Genomic DNA, 23,234 nt, shown 5'->3' with positions numbered 1-23,234 from the left:
TCTCCTATAACCAAAAGCCAAAAAAAATTTTTTCCGAGTTACAAACAAAAAAAGCCGTGGGAAAGCCCGGCTTTTTCGGATTTCTATTTTAGGCAGCAGCTTCTTTTTTGTCTGAACTAATGAATTTCCAAACAATCAAGACGATGCCTATGCCTATGATCCCTGTAATGATATAGCTCAAATTGAGATGATTTTTCATGACAAGGGACATGACCGGAGGGCCTGCCGCAACTCCGATGAACCTTGATGACATGTAGAAGGAGGTTATCGTCCCCCGCTGTTCCTTTTTTATATTTTGTGTGATGATTGCATCGAGTGTCGGCAATAACGCACCAATTGCTATGCCCACCAAACTCGTTACGAGTAATAACAGGAAAACCTTATTTTTTGTAAAACCGACAAATACAAGGCTGATTGAAAGGACCGCTAAACTGATCATGATGATTTTTTTCATGATTGGTAATTCACCCTTGATTTTTTTCCCGGCAACATAAGAAGATACACATAGGAAAAACAGCGGGATCGCTATCACTAAACCTTTTTTGACTCCATGCAAATCATGGATTTTTTCCAGATTGTCAGACAAAAAGAAAAGAACACCGAACAAAACCAACATGACAAATACACCAATCAGGAAAACTGTATATAACCATTTCCCCTCCTGCTTGAATATCTTTTTCGTGTCATGCCAGAATTCTTTGAATTTCAACGGATCATCCTTCTCCTTTGGTACCTTTATAAAGAAAAAGACCAAGACAATAGATATTAAACTGAAGAATGAAATCGAGAAGAATGGTAAAAACCAGATAAATGCAGCAAACAGGGAACCCAGTATTGGACTCAGTACTTTCCCAAATGTATTCGAAGTTTCTATGATTCCCAAACAAGAACTGGTTTTTTCATCATCATCCTTGTATAGATCCCCCACCAGAGGCAAAATTATGGGCGAGGCCCCGGACGCCCCAATCCCCTGCAATACCCTCCCAATGATGATCCATGTGTAGGGATTTTCCATTTTCCATGATGCATAACCTGCGATCAAGCCACCGATAAGGGCTAGGATCAGGCTTGGCAGAATCACCATTTTCCGTCCAAATCGATCTGATAAATAACCAGCTATGGGAATTAAAAAAATTGATGCTACGGAATAGCTGGTTATTACCATACTTGACTGAAATGAAGATATCCCCACCTTTTCCTCGAAAATGGGCAAAACCGGGATAAGCATTGAATTTCCAAGTGTCATTACCAATGGAATTGATGCCATACTGATCAGGCACCACACGCTTACATCTTTATTTTGCTTCTCATGACCTTCCATACTTACACTCCTCATCCATTATAAAAGCAACTTATTGCATAAAAGGTAACCAATGTGAAACCAATTTGTTTGCATCATTTATTAGATGTCTTCAATTATTATGTTATAGCGCAGAAAGATTTATTCAGTAGCTTTTCACCCAAAATTACCCCTTTTGACCTTTAAAAACAAAAAAACCATTCTGTTTAAGAATGGGTTTCCTGCATCTTCTTTATAAAAGAATAATATTCCTCTCTTTACAATCCTTTAATGTTTGGTCATTCCATACAGAAACCTGAACCTCGCCAATATGTGCTTTCTTCAACAAAAACATGCATAATCTCGATTGCCCTATTCCTCCGCCTATTGAATACGGAAGCTTTCCTTCCAAAACGGCCTTATGATATTCGAGCACCTTACGATTTTCGTTTTTGGATAATCTTAATTGTTTTAACAGTGACTTCTCATCTACTCGAATTCCCATTGAAGAAACTTCAAAAGCACATTCCAAGAGTGGATTCCATAAAACGATATCCCCATTTAGGTCCCAATCATCATAATCTGGTGAACGTCCATCATGCTTTTCCCCAGATTGTAACTCTCCGCCAATCTTCATAATGAAAATCGCACCATATTTCTTCGTCACGACATTTTCTCTTTCCTTCGGAGTCAGATTCGGATATAAATCCTCCAACTCCTGGGTCGTAATGAAGTGAATGTCATCAGGTAACACAGGCTTGAGCAGATGATGGAACTCAAACATATAACGTTCGGTCGATTTGATGGCTCCATATATTTTTTTCACTTCAGATTTTAATGTATCTACATTACGTTGTTCTTTTGCAATGACTTTCTCCCAGTCCCATTGGTCCACAAATATCGAATGTAAATTATCCAGTTTTTCATCACGTCTTATCGCATTCATATTTGTGTAAATGCCTTCATCACAAGCCAAACCATACCTTGAAAGAGTGATTCTTTTCCACTTTGCCAAAGATTGAACCACTTCTATTTGTTTATTCTTAATATCCAGAGCTTCAAAAGTAAGAATCCGCTCCATACCATTTAAATTGTCATTTATACCATTACCCCCATTTAAAATGATAGGGGCTGATACTTTAATAAGGTTTAACGCTTTTGAAAGTCCTTCTTCAAAATGATCCTTAATTTCATTAATCGCAATATCAGTATGCATGATATCAAGAATTGTTTTATATTTATTCGGCATCGATAATTCAGGCATAATTATCCTCCAATTCCGCTTTGAACAGCGCATGCATTAAATGGATTTCTTTCCATTTGACTAAATTACATTATGAAGGACTTTTATGTGTTGTTACAAAAACATCCAGGTCACGACTAGGTACATTCATAAGCAACATATCACCTCAAAAAAAGGGCTAAAAATGTGGTACAAGTCCATTTGTTTGAATACATTCAAATAAGCGAAGATGTATTAAACGATGAGGTGATGATTTGGGTGTTTTTTTCAGCTATGTATTATTAGGCTTATCACTGGCGGCTCCTATCGGTCCCATAAACGCTGCTCAATTGGACAAAGGAATCAAGAAGGGTTTTTGGCATGCCTGGGTTTTTGGCTGGGGCGCCATTTTAGCGGATTTTGTTTTTATTGCCCTTGTCTTTTTTGGTGTCGTCCACTTTTTGGACAACTCCTTCATGAAGACATTTTTGTGGCTTTTTGGCTTTTTCGTCCTGACCTATACCGGAATCGAAAGCCTGCTTAGTGCAGGTAAGATTGAAGTGAATGCACGAAAAGCGAAAGATTCCCTTTTTTCTTCATTCCTGACAGGATTCATCATGTCCCTTTCGAACCCTTTATCCATATTGTTTTGGCTGGGGATTTATGGATCCATTCTCGCAAACTCCGCTTCAAAATATGATATGGATCAATTACTTTTATACAGTTCAGGGATCCTTGTCGGCCTCTTAACCTGGGATTTCGCAATGGCCATCATCGCCAGCACCTTCAGACGCTTTTTATCCAAACCCATTCTAATGGGCATCTCGATCATTTCAGGAATATCCCTTATAGGGATTGGCATTTACTTTGCCATCCAAGCAGCCAAGGTTTTATTTACATAAGATTTAAGAAGATGTGAGCATTTACTCGTGAGTTTTGGGCATTACTCGTGAATTCGTAATGAATTTATTAGCTTTATATATATATTAGGCCGCCTATTTTATTGTCCTTCTTTGTCCATGTCGGACACTAATATCCCTTTGTTCATAGTCTGAAAGGGTAAACACAAAGGGAGGATTTCTTGAATGTATAATAATTACGGTTATTACTCTTATAATGTTCCATATTATTATAATCCATATTATTACGATAATTCTTATGCTAATTTGCCTTACTATGATGACAGAATGCCTGTACAAACACTGGTTCCGGCAGCCACTATTCAAAGCCATTTAAACGCAGGCCGACAAGGTCATTGTTTCAGAGCATTTTGGGGTAACACCGATCACACTTTTATTTTGATGGGTCTCAATACTGCTACTGGTATGGTACAGATACTCGAAGGTGGCATCCCGAATGAGGTTCATCGTTCAGATATAGTCGGATTGCAATATCTAGGATTAACCTGCCCTGTCGGTGGCGGCGGCCAAGGCGGCGGCCAAGGCGGCGGTCAAGGTGGCGGTCAAGGCGGCGGTCAAGGCGGCGGTCAAGGTGGCGGTCAAGGCGGCGGTCAAGGCGGCGGTCAAGGCGGTGGTCAAGGCGGTGGTCAAGGCGGACCGGGCGGTAACTGTTTCCAGCAGTTCATTCCCGGCGTTGGCTGGGTATGGATTTGTAGATAGCAAAAAGACAGCCGAGTTATTCGGCTGTCTTTTTTTATCCAAACCTAATCCAATGGGCATTTACTCGTGAGTTTCGAGCATTTACTCGTGAGTTCCGCCCTTTTACTCGTGAGTTTCGCGCTTTTACTCGTGAGTTTCGGATTAAGCTGCTATTTTATTAAATGCTGCGTTCTTTTATTTGCTGGACCATTTTCTTGATGAACGTTTCTGTTGCAACATTTTCAAATTCTTGATCCCCGTATTTCCGGACATTCACTTCCTTTTCTTTCTCCTCTTTATCTCCAAGTACCAGCATATATGGGATTTTCCCCATCTGTGCTTCCCTGACTTTATACCCCAGCTTTTCATTCCGATCATCAATTTTCACTCTTATGCCTTGATTCTTCAGTTCTTTTTGAACCTTTAAACAATAATTCAAATGAACTTGTGAGACAGGGATGATCTGTACTTGCACCGGGGCAAGCCATACCGGAAAAGCACCGGCAAAATGTTCTATCAGGATTCCAAAAAAACGATCGATCGATCCAAAAATGGCACGATGAATGACGACCGGACGAACTTTTTCATTATTTTCATCGATGTAAGTCAGATCGAATTTTTCGGGCATTTGAAAATCAAGCTGGATTGTTGCACATTGATGGCTTCGTTTTAATGCATCTTTAATATGAAAATCAATTTTCGGTCCATAAAATGCTCCGTCCCCTTCATTTAATTGATAATGTATCCCGATGCTTTCAAGAACATTTTTTAAGGCTGTTTCAGAAGCCTCCCAAAGGGAATCATCGCCCATCGAATTCTCTGGACGAGTCGAGAGCTCCACGGAATACTCAAATCCAAAAGTGCGATACATCTTATCAATCAGATCAAACACTTGTTTAATTTCACTTTCGATTTGATCCTGCCGAACATAAATGTGGGCATCATCCTGACAAAATGTACGGACCCGCAGCATCCCGTTCAATGCCCCGCTATATTCATGACGGTGGACTTGACCAAATTCGGCCATCCGGATGGGTAAATCCCTGTAAGAGTAAAGATTGTTTTTGAAAATAAGCATATGACCCGGACAGTTCATTGGCTTCATCGCGAATTTTGTCTGATCCACCTCAGTGAAGTACATATTCTCATGGTAATGATCCCAGTGACCCGATTGTTCCCATAACCGCTGGTTCATCATGAAAGGTGTCCGAACTTCGTCGTAATCAGCTTTAGTCTGAAGCTCCCGAGAAAACTTCTCCAATTCATTTCTAACGATTTGTCCTTTCGGTAAATAAAACGGCATTCCAGGAGCTTCCTCCGAAAACATGAATAACTCCAACTGCTTCCCTAATTTCCGGTGATCGCGTTTGGCCGCTTCTTCCAGGAATTTAAAATGATCCTGTAAATCCTTTTTCTTTTGGAATGCCACGCCGTACACCCTTTGAAGAACTTCATTTTGATTGTCTCCCCGCCAATAGGCACCAGATACACGAGTCAATTTGAATGATTTTACAAATGATGTGGAGGGAAGGTGCGGCCCTCTGCAAAGATCGATGAATTCCCCCTGTTGATAGAGCGTTAGTTTTTCACCCTTAGGGATGTTCTTTGCTATATCCAACTTGAATGACTCTCCTCTACCCTCGAATAACTTCACTGCTTCTTCATAAGACACTACTATCCTTTTGATTTCCAAATTTTCACTTATGATATGTTCCATTTCTTTTTCAATAGCTTGTAGATCTTCAGAGCTCAAAGGATGATCTAACTTAAAATCATAGTAAAAACCATCTTCCACGACTGGTCCCATCCCTAATTCCACATTTCGGTATAATCTTTTCACAGCCTGTGCCAAAACATGCGCCGATGTGTGTCGTAAAACTTGTAATCCTTCATCCGAATCCAGAGTCAAGATCGACAGTTCGGCATCCTTATTCAGCTTGTGACTTAGATCAACCAGTTGCATATCCAGTTTTCCTGCTACTGCCTTTTTCCTTAAACTGGAGCTGATGGACCCTGCCACACTTTCCACTGTCACACCTTGCGGATACTCCTTTTGCTGCCCATCCGGGAATTGAACCTTAATCATTTTTTCACCCATCACATAAACACCCCTTTTTTAATAATAAAAAAACGCACTCATCCCTATGCAAGGGACGAGTGCGTTTACTCGTGGTTCCACCCAATTTCCCATAAGCAAAATACACTTATGGCTCTGGAGCTTGTAACGCAGCTTAGACGATATCAGTTACTCTTGTTCACCGATATAGCTCAAAGGCGGTAAATCAGTTTCCTAAGCCAGGAAGTTCGCAGCTGCCCTTCCCTCTCTGCAGACCGTAAAAATGATTCATGTCCTTATCATCGCAATATTTTTATATAAAAAAAACGCACCCATCCCTATATAAGGGACGAGTGCGTTTAGACCCGTGGTTCCACCCAATTTCCCATGAGGAGAAACACTCATGGCTCTGGAGCTTGTAACGCAGCTTAGACGATATCAGTTACTCTCTTTCACCGATATAGCTCAAAGGCGGTAAATCAGTTTCCTAAGCCAGGAAGTTCGCAGCTGCCCTTCCCTCTCTGCAGACCGTAAAAATGATTCATGTCCTTATCATCGCAATAATTAAAATAATAAAAAACGCACCCATCCCTAAGTAAGGGACGAGTGCGTTACCCGTGATTCCACCCAATTTCCCATAAGCAAGAAACACTCATGGCTCTGGAGCTTGTAACGCAGCTTAGACGATATCAGTTACTCTTGTTCACCGATATAGCTCAAAGGCGGTAAATCAGTTTCCTAAGCCAGGAAGTTCGCAGCTATCCTTCCCTCTCTGCAGACCGTAAAAATGATTCATGTCCTTATCAATGCTTCTAAAATGTAAATGGATTTTTATATTGTTATATATATTACAATATATTTCCATAAGTGACAACCTCAAATTTTTTAATTTTATTACAAACAGTTAATTGGTATAATTAGTAAAAAAGGAGTCGCTATGAAACGTTTAAGCAATTGGTCTATCGTATTTGCAGTGATTGGTACACTATCATTTTGCTGTTCTCTTGTCTTGCCAAAAGCCTCCGAGCTGCTTATGATCTCAGGATTCGGTGCGTTACTTATTGGTATGTTATGCAGTTTCGGGGCCATGTATAAAACTGAAAAAGGAAAGTCCAAATTTTTGGCCGTGGCTGCATTTTTTCTTTTAAGTTTCATTCTCGTTTGGAATGAACCATTTCAAATTATCAGGCTCTTGACCTGGATGAAAAATTAATCAAAATAAAAAACCCGTTCACAATGACGGGTTTTTTGAATTCAATTTTTTATCGGCTACTCTTAAATTCTTTATTTTAAGCCATAACATAAGTCCAGTGGTCCAGAGAATTAGCGCGCATCCAAAGCCCAGCAAGGATAACGGTGCAAGGATTTGATGCTCACCAAACATGACGGTGTCTGGCACAATAAGCAATGTGATAAGCGCCAATAAACAGAGCAGCACTCCTGTTGCATAGTAGATCTTGATTTGGAAAAGCGACGCCAAAGGTAAAAAATGAATCCCTACAATAATGGCGATGATTAACGGTATAAGATCGGTCTGATTGATCAAGTTACAGATGGCAATGGCAATCCCAATCAGCAGACTTTCGGCAATGAAGACCATATTAAACAAAAATCCGATACGCTTCATACGCCTAGCCCCAATTTCTGAAACTTGGTTGGACATTTTTTTTGATGCATGAATCAATGAAATGCCGCCAATAAACATTATGATTCCTACGAGTATGGCTGCGAGTTCCACATAGGGAAACCCCCACCCCTGCAATCCCATTACACCGATACCTGCCCACAGTGTACCGAAGAACGCCATGAAAATGACGCCCATTCCAGAACCGCGAAACGCCTCTTTCATCATCAGTTTCCTTTCATCCACAGTAATATCGTACATAGAATAATAGTATTGCACACCCTCCCCAATTATTCAGCTGCAAAAAAATGATTTAAATACCTTATTGCAAAAATTACCATACTGCGATATTTATGTTATTAATTAGTGATTGATTAATCACTAATTAATAATACTCTGGAGGATACCGATGGCCAGACCAAAAAAAGAGAATCGAAAAGATGACATTCTGGAAGCTGGTTTGGAGGTTTTTGCAGATAAAGGCTATTACAATACAACCACTGCCTTAATTGCAGAAAAAGCCGGCATATCCCAGCCATATGTGTTTAAATTCTTTAAAACTAAAGAGGAGTTATTCGTAGCGGCTCTGGATCGGGCATACGAAAGGATCCTTCAAGCTTTTGAAATTGAAACAGAACCCGAAGACCTTGTTAACCATATGATCAAGGTATATGAAGAATTGACTGAGTCCAATCCCAATGAAATTGCCCTTCAGGTCATAGGACTTTCAGTGACGGAAGACGCAATAAGAAATTCTACTCGATTAGGGTTAGCAAACATTAGAAATCAAACACTTGAAAAATTTCAAGCTGCTGGAATTCCGAATGCCGAGGACCAAGTGACCACATTCCTAGCAAGGGGGATACTCTGTAATATTTCCCATTTCATCAATATGCCAGAGCTTATAGATGGCGGGGACAGGTAAGGACCGATTTTCACCGGTTTCTTATTTTGAATCTTTATTTAGTGATTGATCAATAAATTAAAAGGGGATGAAAGTATGAAAAAAGCTATTGTATTAGGAGCAACCGGTGGATCAGGTCAAGTCATTGTTTCAGAATTGTTATCAAGGGGGACAGAAGTCATCGCTTTCGGGCGATCAGAGAGTAAGCTTGAGCAATTAATGAAAGAGCATGATCATTCTCAGCTATTATCATACACAATGGGTGACATCTTTGATTTCAAAACCATTGTAGAGGCTGCAGAAGATGCGGAAATCATTTTCCAATGTGCCAACGTTCCCTATCAAGAGATGGCTTTGAAACTCCTTTCACTTGGGGAAAGTGTAATGAAAGCAGCCGATGCTTTAGGAAAGAAGATTGTCATTGTAGATGGGATATATGTTTATGGACATCAAGTTGCGAAAGGAGATGAAAACCATCCAAAACAGCCGCATACAAAAAAAGGGCAAATCAGGTTGGAATTCGAGAAACTCATATCAGCCAAAAATGGAAAAATGCCAGAGCATTGATTGTCAGGCTGCCCGACTATTATGGTGCCACCTCACAGAACTCCTACCTTCAGCCTACCTTGAATGGTCTCGCAGCAAATAAAACGACCGTCTTTATCGGGGACTTAAAAACTCCAAGAGAATATGTCTACTTACCGGATGCAGCAAAAATGATCGTAGAAATAGCAGAAAAAGACGACTCCTATGGAGAAAATTGGAACATCCCTGGGCCTGGTCTGATTTCCGGAAACGAAATCATCCAAATTGACCGTCAGGTAACGGGACAGAGAAAGATGGTCCTTCCCCTTACAAAAAACATCATTCGGATACTCGGAATGTTCAACCCTTTCATGAAAGAAGTAGTGGAAATCATGTATTTAACCAAAGAAGGATTCATCCTGGACGGAGAAAAATATGAAAACCGCATCGGCCCCATCCCTAAAACTCCATACAAAGATGGAATGGAAGAAACACTGCGAATTTTAATGAGATAATTGTCATTTACGGAGATATAACTGGATTTTCATCGATATCGTCTAATTAGAGTCCATAAAAAAAACCTGAGTCCGTAATGGGATCTCAGGTTTTTTCCATTCATATCAAGCCACATCTGATTTATCGAATTGACAATCTTTTAATGATATTAATTTGGTCTTGTGATAAATCTTGTATCCTAACCAGATCACCAGGAATATCGGTAGTCCAATATAGGAGACAGCGACGCCATACCAGTCGATGCTGCCGCTTAGGAATGCTTGATAATTCTGTCCTGCTATGACGAGCATGCACAGGGTGAATGAAAGTATCGGACCGAATGGAAACCATTTTGCTTTATATTTCAATTCGTTTAGGTCACCACCCTGTGCAACATAGGCACGTCTAAATCGATAATGACTTATGGCAATTCCAATCCAGGCGATGAAGCCGGTTAGCCCGGATGCATTCAATAGCCATGTAAATACATGGTCCCCTAAAATGGAGGTCAAGAAGGCGAGTCCTCCAATTAAGGACGTGATGATCAAAGCATTCATCGGGATCCCCCTGCGGTTGACTTTGGCCAGGAATTTGGGAGCTTGACGATCTTTTGCCATTGACCATAACATCCGCGTTGATGCATATAGTCCCGAGTTCCCGGCGGATAGTAAGGAAGTTAACACGACCGCGTTCATGACGGATGCCGCGAATGCCAGCCCTGCCCGTTCAAAGACAAGTGTGAAAGGGCTTACAGAAATGTTTTCGACATCTCCGTTCAACAAGCTTGGACTCGTATACGGAATTAGGAGGCCGAGTATCAGGATGGCCCCGATGTAAAATAATAGGATGCGCCAAAATACTTGACGGATCGCATTCGGAACATTTTTTTCGGGTTCTTCACTTTCTCCGGCAGCAATACCAACCAGTTCCGTGCCTTGAAAAGAAAATCCCGCGATTAGAAAGATTGAGATGATTGATAAGAATCCTCCCTTGAATGGTGCCTCATCCATGGTGAAGTTTTCAAATCCGATCACCTTTCCGCCAAAAACCCCCAATATGGTCAATAAACCTATAATGATGAAGAAAATGATGGCGACGACTTTTATTAAAGCAAACCAATATTCAGATTCACCAAAGCTTTTAATGGATAGGGCGTTAAGGGTGAAGACGATTCCAAGGAATAATGCACTCCATATAAGGCTGGGTACATCAGGGAGCCAGAATTTCATGATGATGGCTGCTGCAGCTATTTCCACGGCAAGGGTGACTGCCCAGTTAAACCAATAATTCCAGCCAAGTGCAAAGCCGAATGCGGGATCTACAAAGCGCGTGGCGTAGGTGGAAAATGATCCCGACACAGGCATATATGTCGCCATTTCCCCTAAGCTCGTCATAAGGAAATAAACCATGATTCCAATGCATGCATATGCAGCGAGGGCACCGCCGGGCCCTGCACTCTGGATGGTTGCCCCGCTTGCCAGGAATAATCCGGTTCCTATTGAACCGCCAATGGCTATCATGGTCATATGCCTTGCTTTCAGATTCCTTTTAACTGTCGGTTCTTGATTATCATTAAGATTCCTTTTAACTGTCGGTTCTTGATTATTAATGAGATTCATGTCCATATGGTTCCTACCTCATTTTCTTTTAATATTAAAAGTTCAAGAAATAGTAAAAGAGATTTTTTTAGATATGAATAGTCTCCCACAATCGTTTTGTGGAAGACTTTATTACAGTTAAGGAAAATCCTGATATTTACTGGCTAGTCTACTATCCGGTTTAATTGCCATTGCCTTGAATCGTCAGCTTATTCCCTATAGGAATAGCCTCATCCTGCTCAGGCTCCATTCCACACCATTGAATTAAAGTAAGGGCAATGATCTCGGCTGTGGTAAACACGTTGTCGAGCAGGATGTATTCATTTGGATAGTGGGCAACCTCGGTTACTCCTGGCCCGAAAACGATTGCAGGCGTTTCACCGACATGTGTCAGCAATCCCCCATCCGTTCCCCAAGGGGATGCTTCAATGACCGGGTCCTGTCCGGCAACTCGCCGATATTGATGAACAAGTGCATTCATCAGTTCATGCTCTACATCAATTGCTCCTGGAACCCAGCGTGCCCCGAACCATTCCAATACGGGCGGGTTTTCCTTGAACCATTGGTCCACTTCCTCCAACTGCAATAACCAGACGGCCATTTCATCCTTCGCCTGCTCCATCGTTTCCTCCGGCGCGACGCCCATCCTTCCTTCGATTTTCACAAGGTCGGGAACGGATGACGGCCAATTACCGCCTTCAATGACACCTAGATTGATCGGAATCGGAATTGGCGTGTTCTGATAAAGCGGATCACTGATACGTGCATTTCGCTTTTCTTCCAAGGCACGAATATGATTGATGACGGTCATGCTTTTTTCAATCGCACTAACGCCTTCATACCTTGTTCCTCCATGGGCTGACCGTCCTTTAACATGGATTCGGAACCACATCGAACCTTGCTGTTTCGGGAAGATCCTCATATTCGTCGGTTCAGGGATCAGGGCGGCATCGGCTTTATATCCCCTTAGGACGGCCGCTAATGTTCCGGCCCCCCCGCTTTCTTCTTCAATCACACTTTGAAAAATGACATCTCCTTTTAATTGGATGCCATTTTCCTTCAACGCCTGCATCGCAAGAATCAGCGATACATTTCCACCCTTCATATCGGTTACGCCGCGACCAAACATTCTTCCATTCTTAATCGCTCCACTATATGGGTCGTCGTCCCACTGATCCCGGTCCCCATCTGGAACCACATCGATGTGTCCGTTCAAAATGATGGAACGTCCCCCTCCAGTCCCTTTCATGATACCCACCACATTGGGGCTGTTGGAAAAATCACTGCGCGGAGAATGGAAATAAGAATGCTTTTTCAGCTCGCCGCCGTCAGGTTCCCAACTATCGATCTCCAAACCCATCTCCTGCAGCTTTTGGGCGACGATGGCCTGTGCCCCTGCTTCATTTCCTTGTGTACTCGGGGCTTGTACCATTTTTTGCAATAGGTTTGTTCCTTCTTCCCGATGATCCTTGATCCATTGGTTTATCCGTTTTTTTATATCCGGCACGTTTATCCTCCTTAATTGCACATATTCTTATTCAATGGTGGTGACGGCAGCATGGATTTTCAATGTCGCCTCTGTATTCCTTATCACATCATCCACGGTATATGGCGTCATGACTTCCTTCAGCACCAATCCCTCTTCTGTAACTTCCATGACTGCCATTTCCGTAATGATTAAATCCACACTCTGCCTTGCCGTCAATGGAAGCGTACATGTCTTCAATATCTTCGACTCACCCTGCTTATTCACGTGATTCATCAGGACGATCACCTTTTTGGCTTTCTGGGCAAGCTCCATTGCCCCGCCCATACCCGGCACCCGCTTTCCTGGGACGATCCAATTCGCCAAATCCCCTTTTTCACTGACTTCCAGGGCTCCAAGGATGGTGATGTCGATGTATCCTTTCCTGATCATTCCAAATGCCGTTGCACTGTCAAAGTATGAAGCTCCCAGTACAGTGGTAATCGGGAAACCTCCCGCGTTACAGAGGGCAGGATCTTCTTGCCCGGGATCAGGACTTGGACCTGTACCGAGAACTCCGTTTTCCGCATGGAACAGCACAGAGATATCTTGATGTATATGGTCAGCCACCAAGGTAGGGATGCCGATGCCTAAATTGACGATCAATCCGTCATGGATTTCCCTGGCGGCTCGTTTCGCGATGCGATTTCGTACATCTACTGCCATGCCCATTTCCAATTCACCCCTTTTGTCGGAATCACCATATCTACATAAATACCTGGTGTGGCAATACATTCCGGATCCAATTCGCCTACAGGAACAATTTCCTCCACTTCCGCAATCGTGAAGGCTCCTGCCATCGCTACCAGCGGATTGAAGTTACATGCAGTCTTGTCGTACACTAAATTCCCCAGCGAATCTGCCTTTTTGGCATGGACGATACTGACTTCAGCCGTCAAAGCGGTTTCCACCAAATATTCTTTTCCTTCTATCACAATCTTGTTCTTGCCCTCTTCGGCTATCGTACCAATCCCGACATCGACAAAAATCCCGCCTAAGCCTACACCGCCAGCACGAATCCGTTCGGCTAATGTCCCTTGCGGTGAAAATTCGACTTGCAGCTTTCCTTCAGTCATGAGCCTGCCGGCATTAGGATTTGACCCGATATGTGAGGCAATCACTTTCTTGGCCCTTTCAGCAGTCACAAGCCGGCCAATGCCGATGTCAGGGAATCCAGTATCATTGCCAATCAAGGTCAATTCCTTTACGCCCTTGTCAAGGATGCCCTGTACGAGCGTCGGAGGAGTCCCCACTCCGCCAAAACCGCCATACATGAGTGTGCATCCATCGGAAATATGCTCCAGTGCTTCTTCCATCGTCACAATTTTGCTTTTCTTCTTAATGACCTGCTTCATACCGTTCCTCCTAAATAGCCTGCATGTCCTCGATCAAACCTTCCGTGTGCAATTCTTGCTGCAACTCTTCGAGGGAAGCTTCCAGTATTTTGACGAGGCGATCGATTTCTTCATTCGTAATGATTAATGGCGGAGATAGGATAACCGCATCGCCAGCGATTCCTTCAATCGCACCTGCAGCAGGATAGATCAACAGCCCCTTCGCAAAAGCCTTATTGACAAGCCTTGTAGTCAGGCCGACTTGCAAGTCGAATGGCGTTTTTGAAATCCGGTTGGAGACAAACTCAAGTCCAAGGAGCAGCCCTTTCCCTCTTACATCACCAATGATGTCGAATTTCTCAGCCAATCCTTCCAGCTTCTTAAACAGATATTGACCTTTCTCTTCCGCTGCCTGAACCAGGTCATTTCCCTCAATGTAGGAAAGCACTTCCAATGAAACGGCAGCAGATAGAGGGTTTGCACTATATGTGTGTCCAGCCATGATTGATTTCGAGCCTTTTAAAATCGGCTCCATGACACGGTCAGTAACCATTGTGGCTGCCATTGGAGTATAGCCTGCGCTCATTCCTTTACCTAATGCGATGATATCCGGAGTGACTCCCCAGTGTTCCATCGCGAACATTTTTCCTGTCCGGCCGATTCCCGTCATTACCTCATCGGCAATAAAGAGAATCTCATAGTTTTCGCAGATTTCCTTAATCCTTTGATAATAACCATCCGGCGGTGTTACAGCACCAGCCGATGCCCCGATTATGGGTTCTGCGATGAAGGCGGCGATATTCTCGGAGCCGACCCTTTGAATGGCTGTCTCCAGTTCATTTGCACACTGAAGCTTGCATCCGGAAGTTTCATTATTATAAGGACAGCGATAACAGTAGGGAGCCGAAATGCTAGGGAAATCCTCCAATAGCGGAACAAAACGCTTTCTTCTTGGTACATGGCCGGACATCGATAAAGCGCCCATCGTGATCCCGTGATAACTCGTCCACCTGGAGACGATGCGGTTTTTTCGCTCAAACCCTTTTTCTTGCCAATGTTGAATCGCGATCTTCATCGCCGTTTCGGTGGCTTCCGATCCACTATTCACGAAAAATGACCAATTCAAATCCCCAGGAGCCAACTCACTTAGCTTTTTGGCCAATGCCTCTGCGGCTTCACTCGTAAAATGAGACCTATATGCAAAAGAAACTTTACGGGCTTGCTCCGTCATTGCCTCGACAACATCTACTACACCATGGCCAATACTTGCTGTGACCGCTCCTGATGATCCATCTATATACTGATTTCCATCTATATCATAAAGATAAATTCCATTCCCATGAGAGATAGTGGGATAGTCATGATCTAAAGTAGGCTTAATCAAATAATTGCGTGTCATGTCATCTCTCCTTTTAACGTTCGTACCCACTGTGCATTTTCTATTAATATATTAAGTTCTTAAAAGGCTCATCCTGAATCAGGATGGATTCTGTAGGGCATCCTTCCATGGCATCTTGCATGTCATCATGCAGGATTTCAGGAACTTCGGCAATCCCCTGATTATCGTCCAAGATAACGAAAGCGATCCCTTGATCGTCATAGTCATAAATCTCAGGACCTGTTGAACCGCATGCCCCGCACGCAATACAGGTTTCTTTATCAACCCATGTGTATTTAGCCATAGAAACAATCCTCCTACTTGAGGGATAAATCTTTACCCCAAATATTCATGTCCTCATACTTATCCCAAATATTGCAATTCTTCGTTAATCTGCCTCCATATTCATATCCCAGCTGATGAAAGACCGCATTCATGCCCATTGACAATGATCTCGCTAATGAATAAGAGCAATAAATGTTTTTCCTGAATAATTCTTGTTCCAATGCGGAGATGAGCACCTTCATGAAACCATACTTTCGATGTTGGGGAATCGTTGCACAGTCCGTTAATTCAGCATTGTGATACATCTCATTCACTTCCGCGGATGCAGCACTCACGATGGATCCTTCATATTCGATAACACTAAAGATCGTACCTTCCCCCATCACTTTCTTGATATATCGCTCATCATTCATCGGTGTAGGATAGGTTTCAAAAATGGCACCATATAACTTCGCCAGCTCTTGTGCATCTTCAACCGTAGCAAACCGGAGGATATAATCCTCAGGTATTTGCTGAGATTCAATCATTCTAGGAATCTTACTTACATCTTGGATGACTTTATCTTCCTTGACCCAAAAGTCGCTTGTTCGCCTTTCATCCGTTAAATAGAAGGCCATGCAATAGGCATCATTCCCTTTGAAATACTTGCTCAATATTCCTTCCAGCATGAATCCCTGACCCAATGCCGCTGATAGATCTTCATTTCTGGCTTTAAGTATAACTTTTGTAAAGCCCTGCTCCTTTGCGATGGCAAGGGCCCGATCGATCGCTTTTTTGACATTTCCCCGATAATCATCCATGCGTAAGCGCTGATTGGCATGATCATGATAGAGTTCCATCGTATAACAATCCCCAGTCTCCATTTGGGTGAAAAAAGGCAGCTTTTGAACAGGCATTATGTACCCCCCTTATTTAAAGAATTTGGGAGAAGAGATGCATATCATCCGCTTCTCCCGGCATTCTATTTCCAATTGAATAATTTTTTGACAGGTGCCTGAAGAAGCTGATCATACGTAAACTCATCAGGGTATTCACTCACATCATATATGGATAAGGCTTCATCCACCTTTTGATTCATCGAATCGGACACATAGATTCCACATTCAGGACAGTTCAAGGCTGGAACTTGAAGGACTTTTATTGAGCGTTTCCCATCTGGCATGATCCAGTAACAATCCTTCTTTTCGCTTTCTTCTACGTTAGGGGCATTGCACCATAAGCAATCCATCTTCATTCCTCCTTGCCATCAGATTTCACCGAGCCACTAGCGGCCATGGCGTTCTTTTTTTCTTGGGCTAACCTTAATTTTTCCTTCATTTCATCCCGTTTATCACGGCGATCCTTCAAGGAAGCATGTTCATCAGTGCTTTCATACGCTTTTCGCTTGTCAAGACGACGAAGGCCCTCTGGCACCAGGTTGAATTTCTCGTCCGTCATAAGAGCGGAAATCCCGACGGCTTCCTTCCTATCCGCAGTACCATATACTTCATCAAAGTAAGCATCCGCACTGCCGGCAACATAATTCTTCGGCTCCGGATAGCTTGTGATCACTCCTTCAAAGTTCCGTAAAACGACTTTATCCGGACTTTGCGAAAGGAGGTAATTCGGAGTCAAGGCAATCTTTCCGCCACCGCCAGGAGCATCCACCACAAAGGTTGGCACCGCATATCCTGATGTATGGCCGCGCAGAGCTTCAATGATTTCCAGTCCTTTTGAAACCGGAGCCCGGAAATGGCCAATTCCTTCAGATAGATCACATTGATAAATGTAATAAGGTCTTACCCTTGCTTTAACACAGTCATGCATAAGCTTTTTCATGATATGAACACTATCGTTGATACCAGCCAGGATGACTGCCTGATTACCAAGCGGCACCCCTGCCATCGACAGCATATCACATGCTTTTTTCGCTTCATCCGTCAGTTCAAGTGAATGATTGAAATGCGTATTCAACCAAACTGGATGGTATTTTTTCAGAATATTACATAAATTCTCAGTAATCCTCTGCGGGAAAACGACCGGTGCACGTGTGCCGATCCGGATTATTTCCACATGCGGGATGGCACGTAAGTTACTCAATACGTATTCAAGGATCTTATCATTGATCAACAAGCCGTCTCCGCCTGAGATCAACACGTCCCTTACTTCCGGAGTGTTCCGGATATATTCAATCGCCCCGTCAAGCTGCTTCTTGGGAACACCCATGCCAACCTGACCTGAAAAACGGCGTCGCGTACAATATCTGCAGTACATGGAGCATTGGTTCGTTACAAGGAATAGAACGCGATCCGGATAACGATGCGTCAATCCTGGAACAGGGGAATCCTCATCCTCATGCAGCGGATCCTCCAAATCATATCTAGTCTTGTTCATTTCTGCCGAAAGCGGTACCGACTGTAAACGAATCGGACAGCGAGGATCATCGGGATTCATCAAAGAAGCATAATAAGGCGTAATGTTCAACGGAATCGTTTGAGTCGAAATCCGGACTCCTTCCTCTTCATCCGGTGTCAGGTTGACGACCTTTTTCAGATCATCCAGTGTTTTAATAGTATTGGTCAATTGCCAGATCCAATCATTCCACTGCTCTTCCGTTACATCCTTCCACAATTCGATATCATTATAATGCCTGCGTCCACCTAGGTATTCTTTATGTTTTACATCCATTCCCATCAAATTCATTAATAATGCCCCCTTATTATAAGAACTTATCTATATACTTTCGCAAGAATGATGCCAACATGAATAACAAGGAAAACATAAGCAAAAGGGGGCAAACCGAGCTTAAAATCGCAAGATATTTTTCATTATGCATAATTTTTTGCAGCCAGATTCTTTGCACCAAGCAAAAAAAAGAGGGTCTCTTTACACAAGAGCCCTCTTCAAGTTACATGATCAAGAAAGTGACAGCGTTTCCAAAAAACTGAATTCACTTAGATTCCTTCGATCCTGCCGTATAAACTTTTTCAATGCCGTACTTGTTTAACTTATATTGCAGTCCCTGTCTTTTAATATTGAGGGCTTCAGCCGTTTTGCTGATATTCCCGTTATATTTCTCAAACATATTGATGATCATTTCCCTTTCCATTTCTTCAAGGACGACAGGTAAATCAATCTTGTTTTTCAATGGGGCAGGATGGCTTTGCGCATTTGCTGCAGCGTAATTTCCAGAAGGGAAAAGATAAGCAGGCAGATGATGTTCATCAATCATATCTTCCCCTGCGTCCATGACGTTAAAGGTCAACTCGATGGCATGTCCCAGTTCGCGAATGTTCCCGGGCCATGGATATTGAAGAAGCCGCTCCATCGCCTTTTGACTGATCCCGCGCACTTCCGTAAAAAATGATTTGTTGAATTTTTGAATAAAGTGATTCACGATTTCCGGAATATCCGTTTTACGCTCCAAAAGTGAAGGCATTTGGATCGTCACGACATTGAGGCGAAAGAATAAATCCGAACGAATGATTCCCCGCTCCAACGCCTCTTCTGGAGAAATGTTCATCGCGGCAATGATCTTCACATTAATCTTTTGCTCCTTCGAACCTCCAACACGGCGCACCTCACCTTCCTGAAGCACTCGAAGCAATTTTGCCTGCAGACCTAGGTCGAGGCTATTCAGCTCATCAAGGAAAAGGGTACCGCCATTAGCCTGTTCAAAAATGCCCATGCGATCCATCGCTCCGGTAAAAGCCCCTTTCGTCGTGCCGAACAGCAGCCCCTCCATCAGTTCCTTTGGAACAGCCGCACAGTTTTGCGCGATGAAAGGCTGATTTCGCTGAGCACTTACATTATGTATACTTTGAGCGACAAGTTCCTTCCCTGTCCCTGTTGGTCCATAAATCATGACTGGGGAATGTGTACGGGCCGCTTTTTTCGCCAAGGAAATCGCTTGCTGAAAGGCAGGGCTAGTACCGATCAAATCACTAAAATGATAGGTCGCCGTCCCTTCAGAGAACTTATTTTTCTTATGGGTCTCTGCCAGCTGGGAACGCAAATCGACAATTTGGTCGTACATATTCATGACCTTCGTAATATCCTTTGCGATTTCCACTGCCCCAATAATTTCACCATCTTCATACAGAGGATACGTACTATTGATGGACGTTATCTTTTTCTCCTTCAAATTGACATACGTTTGAATGGACTCAATCGTTTCATCGCCTTTTTCCAATGCTACATGCAGCGTACTGGATTCATCAGTCAATGAAGGATAAAGCTGAAAAATATTCTCCCCCAGCACCTGCTCACGAGCAAGCCCGTCGATATGTGCCATCATTTCATTGTAAAAAACCGTATCCCCATCTTTATTCACAATATGGACACCCACATTGATCACATTCAATATCCATTCAAATTGAGTGGAAAACTGATTTACTGAAGATTTCATTTCTTCATCTCCGTTCTCTGTCATTTGATAGAATCACCTGTAAATTATAGCATTTAATGGGAAACATTCATCTCTTTATTCTTATTAAAATCAAACTTCCACATAAAGGCAATAGTAGAATAAGATCAAATAAAGGAATCTCGCATTAAGCCAAGAAGATTATATAAGAAAATATAAAATTCAGGGGTGAGTCGGATTTCAGAACGAAGCAAAGAAAATAAAATAGAAATTAAACCGTGGGAAGAAAAAGACCTGGAATTACTATTTCAACTAAATGCCCCAGAAATGATGGAACATCTTGGCGGACCAGAAAGTAATGAACAAATCCTGAAACGCCATCAACGGTATCTACAGATTGGAGAGAAGGGATGCATGTATAGCATCAACTCGTTTCCAGAGGCAGAGGCAGCCGGTTCCGTTGGCTACTGGCAAACAGTGTGGAACGAGGAAAATGTGTACGAAATCGGTTGGAGCGTCCTCCCTTCATTTCAAGGAAAAGGAATCGCATCTCATGCCGTGAAGGCACTGATAGAGAAAATTAAAGCCGAACGAAAATACAAACAAATACACGCATTCCCTTCGATCAATAATCCTGCGTCAAATGCAATTTGCCGCAAGCTCGGCTTCACCCTCATCTCCGAATGTGAATTCGAATACCCGCCAGGGAGCCTTATGCGATGCAATGATTGGTGCTTGGAACTTGTATGAATTCCGTTGATAAGAGCGGATTTGTATGTAGGGAGGATTATTCCGGGTAAGTCGAATTATGCCGGGTTAAGGTGAATTATTTCCCGGGAAAGCCGAATTATTCTGGAGGTGGGTCGAATTATTCCCGGGCTAGGTCGAATTATATCCGCTAAAGTCGAATTATTCACGGTGAAGGGCGGATTACATCCCATCCGCCAACATTCCTATGACTGGAACTGTTGAACCCCGCTACTTTTAGAATTTCTTTAGTGTCTGCCTAAAAGGATAATGAACCTAAATATGATATTTTAATGATGGTTAGGTTGATTCCCTGATTTTAAGTTTGGTAGGCAATTTAATAACGTCGCGCTTTAATTTCAAATCATCACTTAAATATTTTATTAATTCCATTACAGTGCGTTGTCCTAGTTCCATGATTGGTATATCGATTGTGGTTATGGTGGGGGTTGTGACTTGGCAAATTGATTGATTATCATAACCAACTACAGCTAGGTATTCCGGTATTTTGTAGCCCAACGTAGTTGCCCTTTTAATAATTCCTGCTGCGACCTGATCATTTCCAGTAAATAAGGCAGTAGGTTTTACTATTAATTTTAATATTTCATCACAAATACGGAATCCATCTTCAATATTAAACCCATGTCCAAATATCCAGTCTTCATTATGTAGTAAATTATTATCCGCTAAAGCTTTTAAAAACCCCTCTTTTCTTTGACCCTGAGCCTGACTATAAGAAGTATCGTAGCAAAAACCTATCTTCCTATGGCCTTTTTTTATTAAATGATTAACAGCTTTGTATGTCGCTTCGAATTCGTCATAACCAATAATTGGTATGGAAGCGGAATGATGGTATTCATTACACAGTAAGATTGGGCCGTATTTCAAATAAGGCTTTATTACATTCCATTCATTTTCTAACGCTCCTAAAATAACCCCATCTACTTCTCTATTCTTTAATTTTTCCATAACATCCAATTCATTTTTCGAATCATAAAAGGTTTGAAAAACAAGAACTTTATAATCATTTTCCAATGCTGCTAGAGATACTCCTTTGACCAATTGGGCAAAGAATGGATGATCAAATCTTGGGACTAATATTGCAATGGTTTGGGTTTTATTTGTCCTAAAATTCCGGGCAAGTGAACTTGGTGCATAATCAAGCTCTTCAATGACCTTTAAGATTTGTTCCCTTTTTTCTTTTGATACATATGGATGATTATTTAAGACTCTAGATACCGTTGTTTTAGAGACATTACATATCTTAGCTATCTCACTAATTTTAGTCATTTAATCCCATCCTTGTAATAAGTGGTTGACATGTTATCGATTTCAGAAGTTATCATTAAACCGTTCCTAACATATCACATTTTAACAAAATATTCCTAAGTTGAATTTTAATAAGTTATTGAAGCGGATATTTTTAGCTAATGGAGGGATTGTTATGTTATTGAATAAAAAGGGCGGTTTTCAGTTATTGCCAAATGTTGAAGAACCAAAATACATTGTATTCTGTGATTTTGATGAAACCTATTATCCTCACTCCATGAGTCACGAGAGACAGAAAGATTTATATGAACTTGAAAATTACTTAGAAGCAAAAAGTAATGATGAAGAACTTGTCTTTGGCTGGGTCACTGGGAGTAGTATCGAATCAATATTACATAAAATGGAACACGGTGGCTTCAGATTTTTCCCGCATTTTATTGCCAGTGACTTAGGTACCGAAATCACCTATTTCTCAGAAAATAACTTTTTGGAAAAGGATCCAGATTGGCATTCACAGATTAATATCGAAGAATTTAATAAAAGGAAAGTTGATGAAATTTATAATGTTCTACATAACGGCAATATACCATTGATTCCTCAGACTCAAATGGGAAGTTCACGCTATAAAAGAAATTACTATTATCAAATACAACATGAATCTGTCGACAAGAAGAACTTATCCACCATCCAGAGGGTGGCCAAAGAGTACGGGATAGGTGTAAATATCAATCGTTGTAATCCCCTTGCCGGCGATCCTGAAGATAGTTATGATATAGACTTTATTCCATTAGGTACTGGAAAAAATGAGATTGTACGTTTTATGCTAGACAAATTCGGGCTGAGTCGGGAGCATGCCTTTGCTTTCGGGGATAGCGGAAATGATCTGCTCATGTTAAAAAGTGTTAAACATGGTTACCTGGTAGCGAATGCAACTCAAGAAGCCAAGGAAGCTCATCCTAAAATAGCGACAGGTACGTACTCTAAAGGAATATTAAGAACTTTGCAATCCATAATTAATATTTGAGGGGAAGTATAAGTAATGAGAAAAGG

21 protein-coding genes, 1 pseudogene and 3 other annotated features are annotated in these 23,234 nt (G+C 42.1%); of the genes and pseudogenes, 7 read left to right on the top strand and 15 right to left on the bottom strand.

Features of this window, described 5'->3' with window-relative positions:
* Positions 1-88: 88 nt before the first annotated feature.
* Together J7E52_RS08835 and asnA are read right to left on the bottom strand one after the other, a co-directional pair.
* Positions 89-1,321, bottom strand: a complete 1,233-nt coding sequence (locus J7E52_RS08835) for an MFS transporter (protein WP_286197586.1) — start codon at positions 1,319-1,321, stop codon at positions 89-91.
* A 211-nt stretch (positions 1,322-1,532) separates the two neighbouring features.
* The gene (asnA, locus tag J7E52_RS08830) at positions 1,533-2,528 is read right to left on the bottom strand and encodes an aspartate--ammonia ligase (RefSeq protein WP_286197594.1); all 996 of its coding nucleotides are present in this window, start codon (positions 2,526-2,528) and stop codon (positions 1,533-1,535) included.
* A gap of 248 nt (positions 2,529-2,776) precedes the next feature.
* On the opposite strand from asnA, the gene J7E52_RS08825 reads away from it, so the two are divergent.
* Complete coding sequence (locus J7E52_RS08825) at positions 2,777-3,403, top strand: LysE family transporter (protein WP_214745033.1); 627 nt, start codon at positions 2,777-2,779, stop codon at positions 3,401-3,403.
* A gap of 183 nt (positions 3,404-3,586) precedes the next feature.
* Positions 3,587-4,120 carry a hypothetical protein gene (locus J7E52_RS08820; protein WP_214745031.1) on the top strand — a complete coding sequence of 178 codons (534 nt, stop codon included), beginning with the start codon at positions 3,587-3,589 and terminating at the stop codon, positions 4,118-4,120.
* A gap of 157 nt (positions 4,121-4,277) precedes the next feature.
* Here J7E52_RS08820 and thrS read toward each other — a convergent pair whose 3' ends face one another.
* The gene (thrS, locus tag J7E52_RS08815; RefSeq protein ID WP_396020263.1) at positions 4,278-6,185 is read right to left on the bottom strand and encodes a threonine--tRNA ligase; all 1,908 of its coding nucleotides are present in this window, start codon (positions 6,183-6,185) and stop codon (positions 4,278-4,280) included.
* 60 nt (positions 6,186-6,245) lie between these two features.
* Positions 6,246-6,467, bottom strand: a binding site (T-box leader).
* Positions 6,468-6,497: 30 nt separating this feature from the next.
* Positions 6,498-6,720, bottom strand: a binding site (T-box leader).
* A gap of 30 nt (positions 6,721-6,750) precedes the next feature.
* Positions 6,751-6,971, bottom strand: a binding site (T-box leader).
* Between the two features lie 121 nt (positions 6,972-7,092).
* Between thrS and J7E52_RS08810 the strand changes: the two genes are divergently transcribed.
* Entirely contained in the window at positions 7,093-7,368 is a 276-nt protein-coding gene (locus J7E52_RS08810) for a hypothetical protein (protein ID WP_214745027.1), read from the top strand.
* 18 nt (positions 7,369-7,386) lie between these two features.
* Here J7E52_RS08810 and J7E52_RS08805 read toward each other — a convergent pair whose 3' ends face one another.
* The gene (locus J7E52_RS08805) at positions 7,387-8,058 is read right to left on the bottom strand and encodes a DUF7010 family protein (RefSeq protein WP_309476866.1); all 672 of its coding nucleotides are present in this window, start codon (positions 8,056-8,058) and stop codon (positions 7,387-7,389) included.
* A gap of 130 nt (positions 8,059-8,188) precedes the next feature.
* Here J7E52_RS08805 and J7E52_RS08800 point away from each other — a divergent pair, with 130 nt between their 5' ends.
* Both J7E52_RS08800 and J7E52_RS08795 read left to right on the top strand, forming a co-directional pair.
* Positions 8,189-8,704 carry a TetR/AcrR family transcriptional regulator gene (locus tag J7E52_RS08800; RefSeq protein WP_214745026.1) on the top strand — a complete coding sequence of 172 codons (516 nt, stop codon included), beginning with the start codon at positions 8,189-8,191 and terminating at the stop codon, positions 8,702-8,704.
* 75 nt (positions 8,705-8,779) lie between these two features.
* A pseudogene (locus J7E52_RS08795) lies at positions 8,780-9,723 on the top strand (SDR family oxidoreductase).
* A 105-nt stretch (positions 9,724-9,828) separates the two neighbouring features.
* Here J7E52_RS08795 and J7E52_RS08790 read toward each other — a convergent pair.
* The 10 genes from J7E52_RS08790 to J7E52_RS08745 form a co-directional block, all read right to left on the bottom strand.
* On the bottom strand, positions 9,829-11,328 hold the full coding sequence (locus tag J7E52_RS08790) for an amino acid permease (protein WP_396020261.1): 1,500 nt from the start codon (positions 11,326-11,328) through the stop codon (positions 9,829-9,831).
* Positions 11,329-11,482: 154 nt separating this feature from the next.
* Positions 11,483-12,808, bottom strand: coding sequence for a peptidase (locus J7E52_RS08785; protein WP_214745025.1), 1,326 nt, complete (start codon positions 12,806-12,808; stop codon positions 11,483-11,485).
* Positions 12,809-12,835: 27 nt separating this feature from the next.
* Entirely contained in the window at positions 12,836-13,498 is a 663-nt protein-coding gene (locus J7E52_RS08780) for a 3-oxoacid CoA-transferase subunit B (protein WP_214745024.1), read from the bottom strand.
* The gene (locus J7E52_RS08775) at positions 13,483-14,181 is read right to left on the bottom strand and encodes a CoA transferase subunit A (protein WP_214745023.1); all 699 of its coding nucleotides are present in this window, start codon (positions 14,179-14,181) and stop codon (positions 13,483-13,485) included. Before J7E52_RS08775 ends, J7E52_RS08780 begins: the two co-directional genes overlap by 16 nt.
* A 10-nt stretch (positions 14,182-14,191) precedes the next feature.
* Positions 14,192-15,559, bottom strand: coding sequence for an aspartate aminotransferase family protein (locus J7E52_RS08770; protein ID WP_214745022.1), 1,368 nt, complete (start codon positions 15,557-15,559; stop codon positions 14,192-14,194).
* A gap of 43 nt (positions 15,560-15,602) precedes the next feature.
* Positions 15,603-15,842 carry a ferredoxin gene (locus tag J7E52_RS08765; RefSeq protein WP_214745021.1) on the bottom strand — a complete coding sequence of 80 codons (240 nt, stop codon included), beginning with the start codon at positions 15,840-15,842 and terminating at the stop codon, positions 15,603-15,605.
* A gap of 13 nt (positions 15,843-15,855) precedes the next feature.
* Complete coding sequence (ablB, locus tag J7E52_RS08760; RefSeq protein WP_214745020.1) at positions 15,856-16,719, bottom strand: putative beta-lysine N-acetyltransferase; 864 nt, start codon at positions 16,717-16,719, stop codon at positions 15,856-15,858.
* A gap of 65 nt (positions 16,720-16,784) precedes the next feature.
* On the bottom strand, positions 16,785-17,051 hold the full coding sequence (locus J7E52_RS08755) for a YokU family protein (protein ID WP_063232442.1): 267 nt from the start codon (positions 17,049-17,051) through the stop codon (positions 16,785-16,787).
* 2 nt (positions 17,052-17,053) lie between these two features.
* Complete coding sequence (kamA, locus tag J7E52_RS08750; RefSeq protein ID WP_214745095.1) at positions 17,054-18,490, bottom strand: lysine 2,3-aminomutase; 1,437 nt, start codon at positions 18,488-18,490, stop codon at positions 17,054-17,056.
* 262 nt (positions 18,491-18,752) lie between these two features.
* Positions 18,753-20,234 carry a sigma-54 interaction domain-containing protein gene (locus J7E52_RS08745; protein ID WP_286197585.1) on the bottom strand — a complete coding sequence of 494 codons (1,482 nt, stop codon included), beginning with the start codon at positions 20,232-20,234 and terminating at the stop codon, positions 18,753-18,755.
* A gap of 171 nt (positions 20,235-20,405) precedes the next feature.
* Between J7E52_RS08745 and J7E52_RS08740 the strand changes: the two genes are divergently transcribed.
* Positions 20,406-20,918: a GNAT family N-acetyltransferase gene (locus J7E52_RS08740; RefSeq protein WP_214745093.1), complete on the top strand. Its 513-nt coding sequence runs from the start codon at positions 20,406-20,408 to the stop codon at positions 20,916-20,918.
* Between the two features lie 297 nt (positions 20,919-21,215).
* Here the strand turns inward: J7E52_RS08740 and J7E52_RS08735 are convergent, their stop codons facing one another.
* Positions 21,216-22,205: a LacI family DNA-binding transcriptional regulator gene (locus J7E52_RS08735; protein WP_214745019.1), complete on the bottom strand. Its 990-nt coding sequence runs from the start codon at positions 22,203-22,205 to the stop codon at positions 21,216-21,218.
* Positions 22,206-22,359: 154 nt separating this feature from the next.
* Between J7E52_RS08735 and J7E52_RS08730 the strand changes: the two genes are divergently transcribed.
* Positions 22,360-23,208: an HAD-IIB family hydrolase gene (locus J7E52_RS08730; protein ID WP_214745018.1), complete on the top strand. Its 849-nt coding sequence runs from the start codon at positions 22,360-22,362 to the stop codon at positions 23,206-23,208.
* Positions 23,209-23,234: the final 26 nt, after the last annotated feature.

The sequence above is a fragment of the Bacillus sp. ISL-34 genome (assembly GCF_018613325.1).
GTDB lineage: Bacteria > Bacillota > Bacilli > Bacillales > DSM-1321 > Peribacillus.
The sequence above is the reverse complement of the archived record's forward strand: the minus strand, read 5'-3'. Positions and strand labels throughout refer to the sequence as shown.